Consider the following 17,794-nt stretch of genomic DNA (forward strand, 5'->3'; position numbering starts at 1 on the left):
TTGATCTTGCACCGGGTGGAGGCGAATGCACAAATGCAGGCAGTACAGGTCGTATGTCGAAAAGCAACGTCTAATGATATTGAGACATTGTTTGAATTAATTAAAGGTTATGCAGAGCAAGGCATTATGCTGCCTCGCACTCGGGAAGCGCTCGAATATATGATAGATACATTCGTCGTCGCGGAAATTGGGGAAGAAGTTGTCGGCTGCGGTTCACTGCTGCGGCTAGGGAAAGAATTGGTTGAGATTCGCTCGCTTGGCATGTCGGATGGCTACAAGGGCGTAGGGATCGGCAGCAAGCTGGTAGAAGCGTTGATCGAGCAGGCTAGAGAGCAGCAAATTCCGAAGGTGATGGCTTTAACTTATGCCGTTTCCTTTTTTGAGAAAAATGGCTTCAAGGTCGTTGATAAGGAAATTTTCCCCGAAAAGGTTTGGAAGGATTGCATCAACTGTCCAAAGCAGCTTGCTTGCGATGAAATAGCTGTTCTGAGAATGCTGAATTAAAGCACATTTTCTGAACGCATCTTCTTTTATTGAAAATAAACCACTCTCCTTTAGCGCTTGCATTAGGACTATTGGGTAAGTGGTTTTTTTGTTTCATTCAACTAATATGTTAGTTTGTCCGAACTCGTTGATAGTAATGCTGCGCGTTTTGGTATATAGTCAAGGTAGATGTTTATTGTCATATAGAGGAGAAATAAAAATGAGCCAAAAAAAAGATCAAATCGTAGCAGTAGAGGATAAGCTAAAGCATGTAACGACAGTGCTTTTGAAGAAATGGGCAGGATTTAGCGGGTTTTATGGTTTTAAAGCAATGGGTTACGATGAACTGTTCGCTTTGCTAAATACAAATGGCTGGAAAGTTATTATAGATGACTCCGTTTCACCTTATCGTATTGTAGAGCTATACCAAGGTGAAAATCGCGTGAGAAGAGAAAAGTTTGCAACAGATGAAGCAGGAAGAGTTCATAAAGTGTAATTGTTTGTAGAATAAGCCGCTATGCCAACATATATTGCTGGCAAAGCGGCTTTTCTTTAAGCCACAGCGGAGTTTCCTTGTGTGATTAAATCGTTTATAAGATGTTTAAATTGAATTAGGCGCATGAAAAATGCCGAACTGACTTGACAATCGACAAGCTGGTTTGGTATTTTTGTAGTAATGATTAGCACTCGATCGGATTGAGTGCTAACGAAGGTACATCGAAATATCGGATTTGACATTTACGTAGGGGGAATTCGAATGCTGACGGAGAGACAACGGATGATTTTACATGCAATAGTGGATGATTATATTCGCTCGGCTGAACCAGTAGGCTCACGCAGTATTTCGAAGCGCGGCGACGTAGGCTTTAGTCCGGCAACCATTCGCAATGAAATGGCGGATTTGGAGGAGCTGGGCTTCTTAGAGCAGCCGCACACGTCAGCAGGGCGTGTTCCATCAACGAAAGGTTACCGTTATTATGTCGACCATTTAATAAAGCTTAGCGAAGTGGATGAGAAAGACATTGGTGTGGTTCGCTCGTTCGTAACGGACAAAATGAATCAAATGGAGCAGGTTATTCAACAAACGGCGATGATTCTCTCCAATTTAACCAATTACACATCTATTTTGCTTGGACCTGAAATGTTCAGCACATCGCTTAAGCATTTTGGCCTTGTGCCGCTTGATCAAACATCAGCAGTTGCTATTATTGTGACGAACACCGGACATGTTGAAAATCGGACGATTTCAATTCCTGACGGCCTGAAAATGGACGATATGGAAAAGGTCGTTAACATTTTAAACACGAGATTGGTTGGCGTTCCGCTGATTCGTCTAAGGTCGAAGCTTTACACTGAAGTTGGGCAAGAGCTTGAGAGGCATGTTGATCACTATGAACAGCTGCTGCAGGTACTGGATCATGCATTGCAGAATGAGGATGAGCACCGAATCTTCTTAGGCGGAACAACCAATATGCTGACACAGCCTGAATTCAAGGATGTAGACAAAGTAAAAACGATTTTGGATTTGCTTGATGAGACACCAGCCATAATGAAAATGTTTTCCGGCCTTCCGTCAGGTATACAAGTACGTATCGGGACAGAAAATGACCATAAGGCAATTAGCGATTGCAGTCTTATCACAGCAACCTATGCCATTGATGGCCAATCGCTGGGAACGATCGGCATTCTAGGACCAACGCGAATGGAATACGGCAAAGTCATTAGTTTGTTGGATATTATATCCAAGGATATGGCGGTTCTTCTTGGCCGCTGGTATAAGTAATTAATGATATTTTGCCAAGTTTACTTCGTAAACTTTTTTAGGAGGTGATTGCATGAGTACGAAAGAACAACATAATGAGGCAGCCGAGGCTGTAGAAGAAGTGGTATCTGCTGAGCAATCAGATCAAGCAAGCGAGGATACTGTAAACGAGGTTGTGGAAGAAGATTCGCGTTATGCGGAGCTTGTGAAGCTGGCTGAGGAGAAAGAGCAGCGCTTCTTGCGCGCACAAGCGGATTTCGATAACTTCCGCCGTCGTACAATGAAAGAAAAAGAAGAACTCGGACAGTACGCATCGATGAAGCTGATCGGTCAACTGCTTCCGGTTGTAGATAATTTTGAGCGCGCTGTAGCAGCCGCATCCGTTAATGGTGATTTTGAATCACTTGCGAAGGGTGTAGACATGATTTTCCGTCAGCTCGAGTCAACACTTGAGCAGGAAGGCCTCAAAGCTATGAACGTAGTTGGCGAGCCTTTTAACCCTGAATTCCATCAAGCGATTATGACAGTAGATTCCGATGAGCATGAAGAGGGTATCATTGTTGAGGAAGTTCAGAAGGGCTATATCTTGAAAGACAAGGTATTGCGTCCAGCGATGGTTAAAGTAAGCAGTTAAACGGTAAAACTTTTTCTCGATAAATGAGACAAAGCAAGCTGTTATTAGGATAAAATATAAAAATTGTAGGAGGAACTATAGCTATGAGTAAAGTAATTGGTATTGACCTTGGTACAACAAACTCTTGCGTAGCAGTAATGGAGGGCGGAGAAGCAGTTGTTATTCCTAACCCGGAAGGCAACCGCACAACTCCTTCCGTAGTAGGTTTTAAGAAAGACGGCGAGCGTGTTGTTGGTGAAACAGCAAAACGTCAAGCGATCACAAACCCTGATCGTACAATTAGCTCGATTAAACGCCACATTGGTACGAACCACAAAGAAAAAATTGACGATAAAGATTACACACCACAAGAGATTTCTGCAATCATTTTGCAAAAATTGAAAGCTGATGCTGAAGCTTACTTGGGTCAAACGGTAACGCAAGCCGTTATTACGGTTCCTGCTTATTTCAATGACAGCCAACGTCAAGCGACTAAAGATGCTGGTAAAATTGCTGGTCTTGAAGTTCTTCGTATTGTCAACGAGCCAACAGCTGCAGCACTAGCATACGGCCTTGAGAAAACAGAAGATCAAACGATTCTTGTTTATGACCTTGGCGGCGGTACATTTGACGTTTCCATTCTTGAGCTTGGCGATGGCTTCTTCGAAGTTAAAGCAACAAGCGGCGACAACAAACTAGGCGGAGATGACTTTGACCAAGTTGTCATCGATCACCTTGTTGCTGAATTCAAGAAAGAGCAAGGCATTGATCTTTCCAAAGATAAATCAGCTGTTCAACGTTTGAAAGATGCTGCTGAGAAAGCGAAAAAAGAACTTTCCGGCGTATTGACTTCAGCTATCTCTCTTCCGTTCATTACAATGGTTGACGGCGTTCCTCAGCATTTGGAGCTTAGCCTTACTCGCGCGAAATTTGAAGAGCTTGCAGCTTCCCTTGTAGAGCGTACGCTTGGACCTACTCGTCAAGCGCTTAGCGATGCAGGAATGTCCCCAAGCGATATCGATAAAGTTGTACTCGTGGGCGGATCGACTCGTATTCCAGCGGTACAAGAAGCAGTTAAAAAATTGATCGGCAAAGAACCGCATAAAGGGGTTAACCCGGATGAGGTTGTAGCTCTTGGCGCAGCTGTACAAGCGGGCGTATTGACTGGCGATGTGAAAGACGTTGTATTGCTTGACGTTACTCCATTGTCGCTTGGTATTGAAACAGCTGGCGGCGTGTTCACTAAGATGATCGATCGTAACACTACAATTCCTACAAGTAAATCGCAAGTGTACTCCACATATGCGGACAATCAACCGGGCGTTGAAATTCACGTCTTGCAAGGTGAGCGCTCGATGGCGGCAGGCAACAAAACGCTTGGTCGTTTCACATTGAACGATATTCCTCTTGCACCACGCGGCGTTCCGCAAATCGAAGTTACTTTCGACATCGATGCGAACGGTATCGTAAACGTGTCTGCTCTTGATAAAGGAACAGGCAAGAGCCAAAAAATTACGATTACATCTTCAAGCGGCCTGAGCGATGATGAAATCAACCAAATGATGAAAGACGCTGAGCTTAACGCTGAAGAAGATCGCAAACGTCGTGACCTTGTTGAAGCGAAAAACAGCGCTGACCAATTGGTTTACTCCGTTGACAAAACAATTAAAGATCTTGGCGATAAAGTTGATGCTGCTGAAATCGAAAAAGCTAACGCTGCAAAAGAGAAAGTAGTTGCAGCACTTGCAACAGACGATCTTGAACAAATCAATGCAGCAGCTGAAGAGCTGACTGAAATCGTTCAACAGCTTTCAGTTAAGCTTTATGAGCAAGCTTCACAAGCAGCTGAAGGTGCTGGCCCAGAAGCTGGCGGCGCTGCAAAAGGCAAAGACAATGTAGTAGACGCTGACTATGAAGTGGTTGACGATAATAAATAAAGTGTAGCGAGCGAGAGGTCAAAGACAGGCGCTACCTGGCTTTGACCTCCTTTCGTGCTTATAGAGGAATCATAGGATATATAGCGGAGGTGAGAACAGGTGGCAAGCAAACGCGATTATTATGAGGTTCTTGGTGTTGGCAAGGATGCTTCAGCAGACGATATTAAAAAATCATACCGTCAGCTAGCACGTCAATATCATCCCGATGTAAATAAAGCTGCAGATGCAGAAACGAAGTTCAAGGAAGTTAAAGAAGCTTACGATGTACTAAGTGACGATGGAAAACGTTCAACGTATGACCGGTTCGGCCATGTTGATCCAAACCAAGGTATGGGCGGCGGAGGCGGGGCTGATTTCGGCGGAGGCTTCGGCGATATTTTCGACATGTTTTTTGGCGGCGGAGGCGGTCGTCGTGATCCGAACGCACCGCAGCGCGGCAATGACCTGCAATATACAATGACAGTTGAGTTTAAGGAAGCGGTATTCGGCAAAGAAACTGAAATTACGATTCCTAGAACAGAAACTTGCGATACCTGTCATGGTGATGGAGCTAAGCCGGGTACGAAGCCGGAGAGCTGTTCGGTTTGTAAGGGCAGCGGACAGCAGGAGGTTGTTCAAAATACGCCATTTGGCCGTATGGTCAACCGTCGTGCTTGTACGAATTGCAGCGGCACAGGCCGCGTAATAAAAGATAAATGTACAACTTGCCATGGCGCGGGTAAAGTGAAGCGTCAACGCAAAATCAACATCCGTATTCCAGCCGGCGTAGATGACGGAGCTCAAATCCGTATGTCTGGCGAAGGTGAGGGCGGTCTTCGCGGCGGTCCTGCGGGCGACTTGTATATTGTTATCCGTGTGAAGCCGCATGAGTTTTTCGAACGTGAAGGCGATGATATTTATTGCGAAGTTCCGCTTACATTCGTGCAAGCAGCTCTTGGCGATGAAATTGAGATTCCTACGTTAACGGAGAAAGTGAAGCTCAAGGTGCCAGCTGGCACACAAACAGGCACTTACTTCAGACTCAAAGGCAAGGGTGTTCCTAAGCTTCGTGGATATGGTCAAGGCGATCAGCATGTGAAGGTTACTATCGTAACACCAACGAGCTTGACGGATGATCAGAAGGACCTGCTTCGTCAGTTTGGCGGGCTAAGCGGCGATTCCGTATCGAATGATCAAGAACATCATGAATCTATATTCGAAAAAATGAAAAAGGCGTTCCGCGGTGAATAACCCGGCACGTCTTTTTTTCTTCCCACGGCTGTATAGAATGGGGGGGATTAACATACTCTATTCGGGTAGGAAAACCATACATCAACACACAACCGGAGGGAACTAATACGATGACAAACAATAACAACAACAATAACAGCTTGGAGAAAACAAACTTTGGCAACCTGCCTGTAGGCGAAAACGAAGATGTGGAATTTTCTGAAGAGCTTGCTGACGAAGCGGATCGCAAAGCTGCTCAGCGTGCAGCTGCAGCTGATGAGCGCAACGAGCAGGCATAATGAGCCATATTGAAATCCAAGCGACCTTCGAGGGTGAGGGTGCTGCTCAGGAGACGATGCGGAAGCTTCAAGCGCTGCGTGCAATTGAAGTGAATGGGTTGCTTGACAGTGGATTGCTGACGGCAACCATAGATGATGAAGTCGCCGAACGCGCGCTTCATCTTATTAAACAAATGGGCGGCAACGCAAATACAATTATTACTTAAACATAAAAAGGGACTGTGGGCTAGTATAGCCTTCAGTCCCTTTTATTCGTTTGAACCATTAAATATGATATGAGCTGCTTCTAGAAGCTCCAGCTGTGCAGGGCGCAGCGATTGGACGAGAATGTCACGCCATTCGCTATACTTGCTATGCTTTCGAACCGCAGTGAATGTTCAGCTCGTTTCGTTAGCGGATTTGCTAAATCCAGTTCAATTCTGCCAGGGGCGCCTTGCATCGTTATGATTCTTGTGCCAAGCAGCAAAGCTTCGTCAACATCAACTCTCTGTATTCTTTTTGGCCGCTTTCTACCAGCGTTTGGAATATGTCCTCTTTTGAGCGAAAATATTTATAAACGTTGCCAACGCTAATGCCGGCCGTTGCAGCAATATCAGCTATCTTGGTTGCTGGCAATCCTCGCCGTGCTATAACATGCATCGCTGCTTCTAGTATTTGGCGCTGCCCCTCAACACGCAGCATCTGATCTTTTTCAATATTTCTAGGTGACATAATTGCAGTAAACCTCCCGACGATAAAAAGCTTGCTGGAATTGTAATTATACTCTTCTAGATTCCGTAACGATTGTAGTATAAATACAGCCGTCGGTCTCTTGTGTCATTTTTTTGTGCAAAGGCACTACTCTGGTGTACAATAGATGTTAGGTTTTTAAAGCGAAACGTTTGTCTAGTCGACCGCGGTCGGCGATAGCCGTTTACGATTGGCATTGGAGGATATTACATATGAAATGGTTTGAACTTACAATTTCTACAACTGAAGAGGCGCAAGAGATGATATCCAACTTTTTGCATGAGATGGGAGCAGGAGGCGTATCCATTGAAGAATCGGGTACACTCAGCAAACAGCGTGATACATCATTTGGACAATGGTACGAAACGCCGCTTAACGATATTCCAGAAGGCCAAGCGATCATCAAGGGCTATTTTGGAGAAGACACCGATACCGATGCGCTAGTTGCAGCGATTAGACCTCGTGTCGAAGAGCTTCGTGAATTTGAAATTGATCCCGGAACTGTAGAATATATCGTTGCAACTGTAGATGATGAGGATTGGGCTACTGCATGGAAGCAATATTTCAAGCCGATTCGCATTTCAGATAAGTTAACGATTAAGCCAACTTGGGAAGAGTATGAAGCAGGTCCGGATGAGCGCATAATCGAGCTGGATCCAGGAATGGCTTTTGGAACAGGGACACACCCTACCACCTCCTTGTGTCTGCAGACGCTCGAGTCTGTCATTCGTGGCGGAGAAGAAGTCATTGATGTCGGCACAGGCTCGGGAATACTCGCTATTGGAGCTTGTCTGCTGGGCGCGAAGAGCGTACTTGCGGTTGACCTTGATCCCGTCGCTGTTTCCAGTGCCAAAGAGAACGTGTCGCTAAACAATCTTTCCGAGAAAGTTGAAGTGCGGCTTAGCGATTTGCTTGGTGTAATTAAGGAAGAATCTGCTGGAGGAGAACAAGCAGCTGCGAATGGCGCTTTCAGAGTTACCGTGCCTGTAGATCTTGTTGTTGCTAATATTTTGGCAGAAATCATCCTGATGTTTGTGGACGATGTATATGCTGCATTAAAACCCAACGGAATTTATATTGCTTCCGGCATTTACAAAAATAAAGAAACCGATGTAGAAGAAGGATTAATTCGTCATGGATTTGAAATTATTGAGAAGCGCCGCGATGAGGATTGGATCGCAATCGTAGCGAGAAAGCCACAGGTGATTTAATGGACTTGCAAAGCTTTTTGCGATTTCCGCTGGAGGATTTGCCATTTATCGTATTGGCTTTAATTATCGCATTTACCGTGCATGAGTTCGCTCATGCTTACAGCGCTTATAAATTTGGTGATGATACTGCTTATAATGCTGGGCGTGTAACCCTAAATCCGCGTGTGCATTTGGATGTGCTAGGGACGCTGTTGATTCTTATTGCCGGATTTGGATGGGCGAAGCCCGTACCGGTAAATCCAAGCAAATTCAAAAGTCCGAGAATGATGAGCATTGTAGTGACCGCAGTAGGACCGTTAAGCAATTTGCTCATGGGTACGATAAGCATTTTTATTTATGTTGCGATTTTGGCTTCAGATATTTTAAGCGGAGCATCTGTCGGTGTGGATGCAGCTGTACATCGATTTTTTGATTATTTTATTTGGTATAATTATTTATTGTTTATTTTTAACCTTATTCCGCTTCCTCCGCTTGACGGCTACCGGATCATCGCAGATCTGTTGCCGCTAAAGCTTCGTTACAAGATGGATCAAAATGTGCAGTGGGGAATGTTTATCTTTTTATTAATCGTATTTATTCCGCCGCTTCGTAAAGTAACACTTGATCCTGTACTTGGGTTAGGCGCAGATTTAATGAATAATACGTTTGCGTGGGTTTACCAGATTTTCTTATAGAGGCTAGGCGGCCGCTCGCAGGCTGCTGGCAACGGTTTCTGATAGATTTAGTGAATACAAACATGTTATTATGAAGGATGGAATTTGTTTAAGGGTGGTTGGAAAAAGATCATGCAACGATATTTCATAGCGGCGGAGCAATTTAGCGACTCTGAAATCCGCCTAATCGGCGACGATGCGCATCACGCCGCAAGGGTTATGCGCACGAAGCCAGGCGATAAGTTTATTGTCAGCGATGGGGAGTCGCGCACGGCGCTTGTCGCTGTGCTTGAAGCATCTGCAACACTCGTAACAGCAGAAATTGTTGAGATGCTAGGCAACGATAGTGAGCCGAAATGGGCAATAACGCTCGCTCAGAGCTTGCCTAAGGGCGACAAAATGGAGCTTGTGATACAGAAAGGAACAGAGATCGGCGCTTATGCATTTGTTCCCTTTCAGTCCGAGCGCATGGTCGTTCAATATGATGCAAAGAAGGAAGCAAAGCGCATAGAGCGATGGAGTAAAATTGCGAAGGAAGCGGCAGAGCAGGCACATCGCAACCGTGTTCCGGCGATTGAGCCGCTGCATAGCTGGCGTGAGCTCATAAAGTCTATGTCCAATTACGATTTGGTTTTATTTTGTTATGAGCGTGAAGGACATCTTGCCCATGGCAGAGGCGTTCGCACAGCGATTAACGAATGGACCGAACAAGAAGGCGAAGTGAGCTCGCCGAAAGTGCTGCTCATTATTGGTTCTGAGGGCGGCTTCACGGATCGTGAAGCGGACGAGGCAGAAGCAGCTGGTGCTGTGCTGGTTGGATTAGGCAGAAGAATATTACGAACGGAAACAGCGGGCATCGTAGGATTAACCTGCTTATTATATGAATCCGGAGAAATGGGAGGAGCGTAACAACTATGCCAACAGTCGCATTTTATACGCTGGGCTGCAAAGTAAACTTCTATGATACAGAAGCGATATGGCAGCTATTTAAAAACGAAGGTTATGAACAGGTCGATTTCGAATCGACTGCTGATGTTTACTTAATTAATACATGTACGGTAACTAATACGGGAGACAAGAAGAGCCGCCAAATTATTAGACGGGCTGTTCGACGCAACCCCGATGCTGTCATTGCGGTCACGGGCTGTTACGCTCAGACCTCTCCAGCAGAGATTATGGCTATTGAAGGCGTTGATCTTGTCATCGGGACACAGGACCGGGAGAAAATTATGACGTTTGTGAATCAAATTCACGATGATCGTCAGCCGGTTAACGCCGTCCGCAACATCATGAAGACTCGCGATTTTGAGGAACTGAATGTACCGGACTTCTCGGAGCGGACGCGTGCTTTCTTAAAAATTCAAGAGGGCTGCAACAACTTCTGTACGTTTTGTATTATTCCATGGTCACGCGGTTTATCTCGCAGCCGTGCTTCAGAAAGCGTGCTGGAGCAAGCTAGACAGCTCGTTGCATCCGGCTACAAGGAAATTGTGCTGACGGGCATTCACACTGGCGGCTATGGCGATGATATGGAAAATTACAATTTAACAAGTCTGCTATGGGACTTGGACAAGGTAGAGGGACTTGAGCGCATTCGAATTAGTTCGATCGAAGCAAGTCAAATCGACGATGCGATGATTGATGTGTTGAACCGTTCCAGCAAAATGTGCCGCCATCTGCATATTCCACTCCAAGCAGGTGAAGACTCCGTATTAAAGCGGATGCGCCGTAAATATACGACTGCAGAATTCGCAGCAAAAATTAAAAGATTGCACGAGGCAATGCCTGGCGTTGCCATTACAACGGACGTTATTGTCGGTTTTCCTGGAGAAACGGAAGAAATGTTCGAAGAGGGCTTCCGCTTCATGGAAGATTTGAAATTTGCTGAAATGCATGTGTTCCCTTATTCGAAACGGACAGGTACGCCTGCTGCTCGAATGGACGAGCAAGTGGATGAAGAAGTGAAAAATGAGCGCGTGCATAAGCTAATTGATTTGTCTGAGAAAATGCAGCTAGCGTACGCAGAGCAGTACGTTGGCCATGTTCTCGATGTTATCCCAGAGCGCGATTACAAGGGTGCCCCGGGTACTGGACTTGTTATGGGCTATACGGATAACTATATCCAGGTCGTATTCGACGGCACAGAATCGCTGATCGGCAAGCTTTGCCGAGTGAAAATCACGGAAGCAGGCGTCAACGAATGTCGCGCCAAGCTTGTTCGCGTGATGGAAGATCATCCTGCCGCAGTGAGCGGCATGGAGCAGCACACCTTCGTGCTGGAGCGTCCGGAAGCGATAAGAGCCTAGCTATAGCTTGACAAAATGCGGGGATTCCTTTGCTTATCGATTCCTTATGTGGAAAAGATGGAGGAATCCTTTGCTGCATATACAATCTGTTTAATGCTGCAAGGGGGAAACGGACATGAAGGAAATTTCAGCAGGCGGTGTCGTTTATCGCCGCACCGAGGAAGGAAAACTGCAAATCCAGCTTATTCAGGATCGTTACGGAAAAGTTTCGCTGCCAAAAGGAAAAATGGAGCCCGGCGAAACGATTGAACAAACCGCTTTGCGTGAAATCGTCGAAGAAACAGGTCTTGAAGGGGTGATCATCGCTCCGATTGATCAAATTAAATATAAATATGAGCATGAAGCCTTCGGGATGGTCGATAAAGAGGTTCATTATTATTTAGTTGAGGCTGTTGGAGGATCTCTGCATGCGCAAGTAGAAGAGATCCGCGGGGTCGATTGGTTTGAGCCTGGGGAAGCTTGGAGACGTCAAAAGCAATCCGGATACGATAACAATCATCGCATCGTTGCAGGAGCATTCCAGCTGCTTGGTTTGCAAACGGATTAGTGCTAAGTAACGGGATCAAGGCGCCTAAATGTGGGCAGATAACAAAATGGCAGAGCGATCAATGAGCTTAGAATGTTGAAAATTGTTTGCGTATGAGCGATTTGCCCTGCTGCAGACGAGGATATCCATTCCGATATCGTCGCAAGCTCACCGATGAACGGCATAAATAGCAATGCGCCTCCAGCGTTTAAGATGACATGCGACCATGCCACATACTGTCCGGCCTTAGTCCCGCCAATAGAGGCTAACAATGCTGTCGCACAAGTCCCGATGTTAGCGCCGAGAACGACGGCGATACCAAGTTCAATGGGCATTGCGCCTATAGATACGAAACCCATAATGATACCAATAACGGCTGCGCTGCTATGAACAGCAGCTGTTAGAAGCGCACCCGCTGCGAGCCCCCACCATAAGCTCTCATTTGCTTTTCCAAGAAACCAGCTGAACATGGGGCTGTCTTGGACGGCAGAGCCTACGCCTTGCATCATCGTCATGCCAGTAAGGAGCAGAGCGAAGCCGCACAGCACGACAGAGGTCGAACGAACTGCTGGAAGCCAGCGTGCATTCCGAACAACAGGAAACAGACGTAATTCTCCTAGTAAAGCCGTTAACAGCCACATTCCGATCGAGAGGATGAGCAAGGGAACGGCCAGTTTATTTAAATTTAGACCGATTAGCTCTGTCGTTATGCAGGTGCCAATATTCGTACCGAGTATTATGCCTAGTGTTCGCGGGAATGTAAGCAAGCCGGCATTGACCATTCCAATGGCGATAACCGTTACGGCTGTGCTGCTTTGTAGAAAAGCAGTCGTGACCGTTCCGATTGCTAGTCCGTGAATCGGGGTTGCAGTTGATCGTTTGAGGATTCCGGTCAAATAGGGGCCGGCTAATCGATGCAGCGCCAGCTCCATCAGCTTCATGCCGCACATGAAAACAGAAAACCCAAGCAGCATTGGAATGAGTATAGTCTGAACCATGGTTTGGACTCCTTATTATTTATTTCAATTTTTGATTCGTAAATATACATATGCTGCAAGCAAGACAAGCATGACTAGCAAGTCCAATGAGGGGAAGCGAGATAAACGTGAGCAATCCAAAAATATTTCTTCTAAAAGCAAGGAAAAAGAGGCTGGAGCAAGGACATCCGTGGGTCTATGCGACAGAAATTGATCGTTTGGAAGGCGATGCGCAGCCGGGTGATTTGGTTGATGTTGTTAACCATCAAGGACGTTATTTAGCAACAGGCTATTGGAATCCAAAATCACAAATTACAGTAAGAATCGTTGCACATACACCAATCGCTGCGATGGATGCAGGCTTTTTCCGTGATCGCCTTCGGCAGTGTCAGGAGCATCGCCGTCGCTTCGTTGCGGATGCCGATTGCCGATTAGTTTACGGGGAAGCGGATTTTCTTCCTGGGCTTGTTGTTGACCGTTTCAACAATGTGCTGGTGCTTCAGCTATTGACTCTTGGGATGGATGTAAGAAGAGAAGCGCTGATTGAGGCGTTGATTGACGTATTTCAGCCTGTCGGCATCTATGAGCGCAGTGATGTAGGTGTTCGAGTGCTTGAAGGATTGGAAGAGCGGACAGGCGTGCTTTACGGCGACTGCCCATCCATTATTGAAATTGAGGAAAATGGCTTGAAGCTTGAGGTTGATATTGTTGAAGGCCAGAAAACAGGCTATTTCTTCGATCAACGTGAAAACCGTGCTGCCATTGCTCCGCTTATGAAAGGCTGGGGAGGCCGGAGCGGCATTCATCTCGTAGAGCGTGAAGCACTGGAATCAGGCTCTATTCCAACCGAGTCCAGTTCTGTTAGTAAATCAGCTGGTGCTTCCGATTTAGTGCCAGTTAACGCGAATGGCAAAGTGGTTACTTTTCCTTTCTGGGATGGTGCATCGGTGCTTGAATGTTTTGCCCATACAGGAAGCTTCACACTGCATGCTTGTAAATATGGCGCCAAGAAAGTAACATGCTTGGATGTTTCGGAGCACGCCATCGAAACCGCAAAACGCAACGTTGAGCGCAACGGATACTCAGATCGGGTCGAGTTTGTTGTCGCAGACGCTTTCGATTATTTGCGCGTTCAAGTGAAAGGGCTAGACGAGAGAAAACAGCGCGCGCTTGGCGGCGTAGATACGTCTAAGAAGATGGAAGGCGGAGCGGGACGGACCTGGGATGTTGTTATTCTTGATCCGCCGGCATTTGCAAAAACGAAGAGCGCTGTAGCAGGCGCATGCCGCGGCTACAAAGATATCAATTTACAAGGCTTAAAGCTTGTGAATGAAGGCGGATATTTAGTTACGGCAAGCTGCTCGTATCATATGCGTCCTGAGCTGTTTCTGGAAACGATCCAAGAAGCGGCTGTAGATGCAGGCAAGCTTCTTCGTTTGGTTGAATGGCGCGCGGCAGGCAAGGATCATCCTCAGCTGCTCGGCGTGAATGAAGGACATTACTTGAAATTCGCAATATTTGAAGTACGAAGCAAATAATTGATTTAAACGAATAGACGGGAGAGTTGCACATGTCGCTTCGCTTTGTCATCGGGCGTTCGGGAGCCGGAAAAACATCCTATTGCTTGAATGAAATAAGAAAGCAACTGCAAGGTCAACCGGACGGACCGCCGCTCGTCATGCTTGTACCGGAACAGGCTACTTTTCAAACCGAATATGCGCTGCTGCAGAGCGGTGAAATAAACGGGACGATCAGGGCGCAGGCGCTTAGCTTTCGGCGCCTTGCCTTTCGGGTCATGCAGGAGACGGGCGGAACGGCGCTCGTTCCGATTAACGATACGGGGAAGCATATGCTTCTCTACAAGATCGTACATCGGCTAGGAAAGCAGCTTGAGTTGTTTCAAAACGGTGCGGAACAGCCTGGATTCATCGATAGGCTTGCAGAGCTTCTAACAGAGTGGAAAAGGTACGGAATAGATTCCGAGCTCTTACAGGACAAGCAAGACGCTTCTATGGCAGAAGCAGGCCAATCAACATTGCTAAAGCGCAAGCTGCATGATTTGCAGCTCATTTATAGTCAGATGGAGCAGGAACTCGCGGGCATGTATATTGACGCCGAGGATTATTTGCGTTATTTGCAAAATGGTTTTGCTAATGCCTCTGCTATGAATGGCGCGCATATATGGGTGGATGGATTTTATGGATTTACGCCAACGGAATATGAAGCGCTAGGAACGTTGATCGGTTCATCCGCTCAGGTGACGGTCACACTTACACTAAACAGAACTTATGGAATAGGCGAGCTGCCGCATGAACTGGATCTGTTTCATCCAACAGCCGAAACCTATAATAAGCTGATGGAGCTGGCTGCTCAATATGATGTTGAGGTCGATTCTCCCATATTGCTAGACGAAATTCCTCCTGTTCGGTTTAAAAGCAGTCCAATGCTTGCTCATCTTGAGAAGCATTATAGCGAGAGAATACCGATGCTTATTGCTGACAAAACGATATTGGACGCAGAAGATGCACGGTGCGGCTTGTCGCTGCATGCTGCTGCGAATCGGCGTGCTGAGGTTGAGGCCGTTGCACGCGATATCGTTCGCAGAGCACGTAAAGAAGGGCTGCGCTGGCGGGATATTGCAGTTATGGTACGAAATGCGGAGGATTATACCGACTATATCGGACTTGTCTTTGCTGATTACGGCATTCCTTATTTTGTCGATCAGAAGGAGAAGGCTGTCCATCATCCATTGATTGAGTTTATTCGGTCTGCGCTTGAAACCGTCTTGTTTGGCTGGCGATACGATGCGGTGTTCCGCTGCATTAAGACGGAGATGTTGTTCAAGGTTGACGGAAGTTTGCCTAGAGATTGGTTCGATATGCTGGAAAACTATGCGCTCGCTGCTGGTATTGATGGCTGGAAATGGCTTGACCATAAGCGGTGGCATCCGTTAGTTCCTGTGTCGCTTGATGATGACGAGGATATAGAGACCAAAATCAGCGAAAAGGCGCAGCGTGAATTCAATATCGTACTTGCTGCCAGAGAGGTTGTTGTTCCTCCTCTTCGCCGCTTCTCTGATGCACTGAACAAGGCCGAAAATGTTCAAGGGATGTGCGAGGCATTATATCGTTTGTTAGATGAATCCGAAGCAGCAGACAAGCTCGAGCGCTGGAGCATTCAAGAAACTGGGGCTGGAAAAACACAAAGAGCAAGAAGCCATAAGCAGCTTTGGGACAGTGTCATGCAGCTTTTGGATCAATTAGCTGAACTGGCTGGAAAACAGACCGTAACGCCAGAATTGTTCGCCGGCATGATTGAGGCGGGGCTTGACAGCTTGAAGCTTGCCGCGGTACCGCCAGCGCTTGATCAAGTATTGATCGGCAGCATGGACCGAACGCGGTCGGGGCATATACATGTATGTTATGTATTGGGCGCAAATGATGGCATCATGCCGATGCGTGTGAAAGAAGACGGCATTCTTACCGAATCGGAGCGGGAACGTTTGGCTGATGCTGGAATCGTAATGGCCCCAGGGGTGCGCAGGCGCCTGCTTGATGAGCGATTTATGATCTATAACGCATTGACCACGCCAAGCAAGCATTTATGGCTAAGCTGGGCACAAGCCGACGAGGAAGGGAAAAGCTTGCTGCCTTCAGAGATTGTTAGGCATGTCCGTCAGTTGTTCCCGGGCATAGCCGTTCAAAGTATCGCGGCAGAGCCTTCGCCAAGCTTGCCATTGTCCGAGCAAAGAAAGTTCGTATCGCAGCCGCAGCGAACGATGTCCTATTTGATCGGAGCTATTCGGAAATGGCAGCAGGGAGCTGTTATTGCGCCTTTCTGGTGGGATCTATACAATTGGTACGCGGTTCGTCCGGAGTGGCAGCAGAAGCTTCAGCTACTGACAAGCTCCTTGACCTATGAGAACCAAGAGCAGTTCCTTTCTAAGGATACAGCGCGCGAGCTTTATGGGGCGAGGCTGCAAGTTAGCGTATCGCGTATGGAACGGTTCGTATCGTGTCCGTTTCAGCATTTTGCCATACACGGCCTAAAGCTGCGGGAAAGAAAGCTTTACCGGCTGGATGCCCCTGATGTTGGTCAATTGTTTCACGCTGCTCTAAGTAAGGTGGCGACGAGCTTTGGAGGACGCTGGGGGAAAACATCGGAAGCGGAGCTTAAGGCGGTCGTCTCGCAAACGGTCGATGATTTGGTTCCTAAGCTGCAATCACAAATCTTGTTAAGCAGCAGTCGTTTTCAATATATCGCTCGCAAGCTGAAGGAAATTGTTGGCCAAGCAGCGCTTATGCTGGGTGAACATGCGCGAAGGGCGCAATTCCATCCCGTAGGCACCGAGGTCGATTTTGGCCCTGATGGGAAGCTGCCGGCACTCCGCATTCCGCTTGAGGCGGGCGGTGAGATAGAGATTATCGGCAGGATCGATCGTGTTGATGCTGCAGAAACGGAGGAAGGTCTGCTGCTGCGTGTGCTTGATTACAAATCGAGCTCGACGCATCTTAGACTTGAAGAAGTTGCCCATGGGCTTTCCCTGCAGATGCTGACTTATTTGGATGTACTGGTTACACATGCATCGGCATGGCTTGGTCGACCTGCTTCTCCGGCCGGTGTTCTTTATTTTCATGTGCACAATCCAATTCTGGCGCTGACCAACAGCATTAGCCCTGCAGAAGCAAGCGGTCAGCTATTAAAGCGATTCAAAATGCGTGGACTGGTTACGGCTGATTCGGAAACCGTTAGACTGATGGACGATGAGCTTGACACTGGCTATTCAGAGCTGCTGCCCGTTGCTTTGAAGCGGGATGGAAGCTTTTATAGCAGCTCTTCGGTCGTCTCGAATGAACAATGGGACGTTCTCCGCCATTCTGTCAGAAATACAATCAGCCGAATTGGCAGCTCGATACAGTCGGGTGATGTTTCTATTGAGCCTTATCGTATCGGAACAAAAACACCTTGTCAGTATTGCGATTATAAAGCGGTTTGTCAGTTTGATGCTCAGTTCGACGGAAATGAGTATAGGAAGCTGAGCAAACCTTCAAAGGAACATATATGGCAGCAGCTAGAGGGGGAGTAATGG

At 46.9% G+C, this 17,794-nt stretch carries 17 protein-coding genes; 15 read left to right on the forward strand and 2 right to left on the reverse strand.

Features of this window, described 5'->3' with window-relative positions:
- The first annotated feature begins 33 nt into the window (after positions 1 to 33).
- From BK120_RS07555 to BK120_RS07590, 8 genes are all read left to right on the forward strand, one after another.
- Positions 34 to 504, forward strand: a complete 471-nt coding sequence (locus BK120_RS07555) for an N-acetyltransferase (RefSeq protein WP_076266869.1) — start codon at positions 34 to 36, stop codon at positions 502 to 504.
- A 199-nt stretch (positions 505 to 703) separates the two neighbouring features.
- The gene (locus BK120_RS07560) at positions 704 to 979 is read left to right on the forward strand and encodes a hypothetical protein (RefSeq protein WP_076266870.1); all 276 of its coding nucleotides are present in this window, start codon (positions 704 to 706) and stop codon (positions 977 to 979) included.
- Between the two features lie 261 nt (positions 980 to 1,240).
- Positions 1,241 to 2,266, forward strand: a complete 1,026-nt coding sequence (hrcA, locus tag BK120_RS07565) for a heat-inducible transcriptional repressor HrcA (RefSeq protein WP_076266871.1) — start codon at positions 1,241 to 1,243, stop codon at positions 2,264 to 2,266.
- A gap of 52 nt (positions 2,267 to 2,318) precedes the next feature.
- Positions 2,319 to 2,879 carry a nucleotide exchange factor GrpE gene (gene grpE / locus BK120_RS07570; protein WP_076266872.1) on the forward strand — a complete coding sequence of 187 codons (561 nt, stop codon included), beginning with the start codon at positions 2,319 to 2,321 and terminating at the stop codon, positions 2,877 to 2,879.
- 83 nt (positions 2,880 to 2,962) lie between these two features.
- Complete coding sequence (gene dnaK / locus BK120_RS07575) at positions 2,963 to 4,795, forward strand: molecular chaperone DnaK (RefSeq protein ID WP_076266873.1); 1,833 nt, start codon at positions 2,963 to 2,965, stop codon at positions 4,793 to 4,795.
- 99 nt (positions 4,796 to 4,894) lie between these two features.
- Positions 4,895 to 6,025 (forward strand): molecular chaperone DnaJ, encoded by a 1,131-nt coding sequence (gene dnaJ / locus BK120_RS07580; protein WP_076266874.1) that lies wholly within the window; start codon positions 4,895 to 4,897, stop codon positions 6,023 to 6,025.
- A 110-nt stretch (positions 6,026 to 6,135) separates the two neighbouring features.
- A complete protein-coding gene (locus BK120_RS07585) occupies positions 6,136 to 6,303 on the forward strand; it encodes a YfhD family protein (RefSeq protein WP_076266875.1) in 168 nt (55 codons plus the stop codon).
- The gene (locus BK120_RS07590; RefSeq protein WP_076266876.1) at positions 6,303 to 6,509 is read left to right on the forward strand and encodes a hypothetical protein; all 207 of its coding nucleotides are present in this window, start codon (positions 6,303 to 6,305) and stop codon (positions 6,507 to 6,509) included. The genes BK120_RS07585 and BK120_RS07590 overlap by 1 nt, the downstream gene beginning before the upstream one ends.
- Positions 6,510 to 6,744: 235 nt before the next feature.
- Here BK120_RS07590 and BK120_RS07595 read toward each other — a convergent pair whose 3' ends face one another.
- A complete protein-coding gene (locus BK120_RS07595; RefSeq protein WP_076266877.1) occupies positions 6,745 to 7,014 on the reverse strand; it encodes a TetR/AcrR family transcriptional regulator in 270 nt (89 codons plus the stop codon).
- A 230-nt stretch (positions 7,015 to 7,244) separates the two neighbouring features.
- Here BK120_RS07595 and prmA point away from each other — a divergent pair, with 230 nt between their 5' ends.
- The 5 genes from prmA to BK120_RS07620 all read left to right on the forward strand — a co-directional run bounded on the left by prmA (position 7,245) and on the right by BK120_RS07620 (position 11,749).
- The gene (prmA, locus tag BK120_RS07600; protein WP_076266878.1) at positions 7,245 to 8,243 is read left to right on the forward strand and encodes a 50S ribosomal protein L11 methyltransferase; all 999 of its coding nucleotides are present in this window, start codon (positions 7,245 to 7,247) and stop codon (positions 8,241 to 8,243) included.
- Complete coding sequence (locus tag BK120_RS07605; protein ID WP_076266879.1) at positions 8,243 to 8,917, forward strand: site-2 protease family protein; 675 nt, start codon at positions 8,243 to 8,245, stop codon at positions 8,915 to 8,917. The genes prmA and BK120_RS07605 overlap by 1 nt, the downstream gene beginning before the upstream one ends.
- Before the next feature lie 111 nt (positions 8,918 to 9,028).
- Positions 9,029 to 9,805 carry an RsmE family RNA methyltransferase gene (locus BK120_RS07610; protein ID WP_076267065.1) on the forward strand — a complete coding sequence of 259 codons (777 nt, stop codon included), beginning with the start codon at positions 9,029 to 9,031 and terminating at the stop codon, positions 9,803 to 9,805.
- Positions 9,806 to 9,810: 5 nt separating this feature from the next.
- On the forward strand, positions 9,811 to 11,202 hold the full coding sequence (gene mtaB / locus BK120_RS07615; RefSeq protein ID WP_083681716.1) for a tRNA (N(6)-L-threonylcarbamoyladenosine(37)-C(2))-methylthiotransferase MtaB: 1,392 nt from the start codon (positions 9,811 to 9,813) through the stop codon (positions 11,200 to 11,202).
- A 115-nt stretch (positions 11,203 to 11,317) separates the two neighbouring features.
- Entirely contained in the window at positions 11,318 to 11,749 is a 432-nt protein-coding gene (locus BK120_RS07620) for an NUDIX hydrolase (RefSeq protein WP_076266880.1), read from the forward strand.
- Between the two features lie 2 nt (positions 11,750 to 11,751).
- On the opposite strand, the gene BK120_RS07625 is transcribed toward BK120_RS07620, so the two are convergent.
- Positions 11,752 to 12,726 carry a Na/Pi cotransporter family protein gene (locus BK120_RS07625; protein WP_076266881.1) on the reverse strand — a complete coding sequence of 325 codons (975 nt, stop codon included), beginning with the start codon at positions 12,724 to 12,726 and terminating at the stop codon, positions 11,752 to 11,754.
- An 86-nt stretch (positions 12,727 to 12,812) separates the two neighbouring features.
- Between BK120_RS07625 and BK120_RS07630 the strand changes: the two genes are divergently transcribed.
- Together BK120_RS07630 and addB are read left to right on the forward strand one after the other, a co-directional pair.
- Complete coding sequence (locus tag BK120_RS07630) at positions 12,813 to 14,243, forward strand: class I SAM-dependent rRNA methyltransferase (protein WP_076266882.1); 1,431 nt, start codon at positions 12,813 to 12,815, stop codon at positions 14,241 to 14,243.
- Between the two features lie 32 nt (positions 14,244 to 14,275).
- Entirely contained in the window at positions 14,276 to 17,791 is a 3,516-nt protein-coding gene (gene addB, locus BK120_RS07635) for a helicase-exonuclease AddAB subunit AddB (RefSeq protein WP_076266883.1), read from the forward strand.
- Positions 17,792 to 17,794 lie beyond the last annotated feature (3 nt).

Source organism: Paenibacillus sp. FSL A5-0031 (assembly GCF_001956295.1).
Lineage (GTDB): Bacteria > Bacillota > Bacilli > Paenibacillales > Paenibacillaceae > Pristimantibacillus.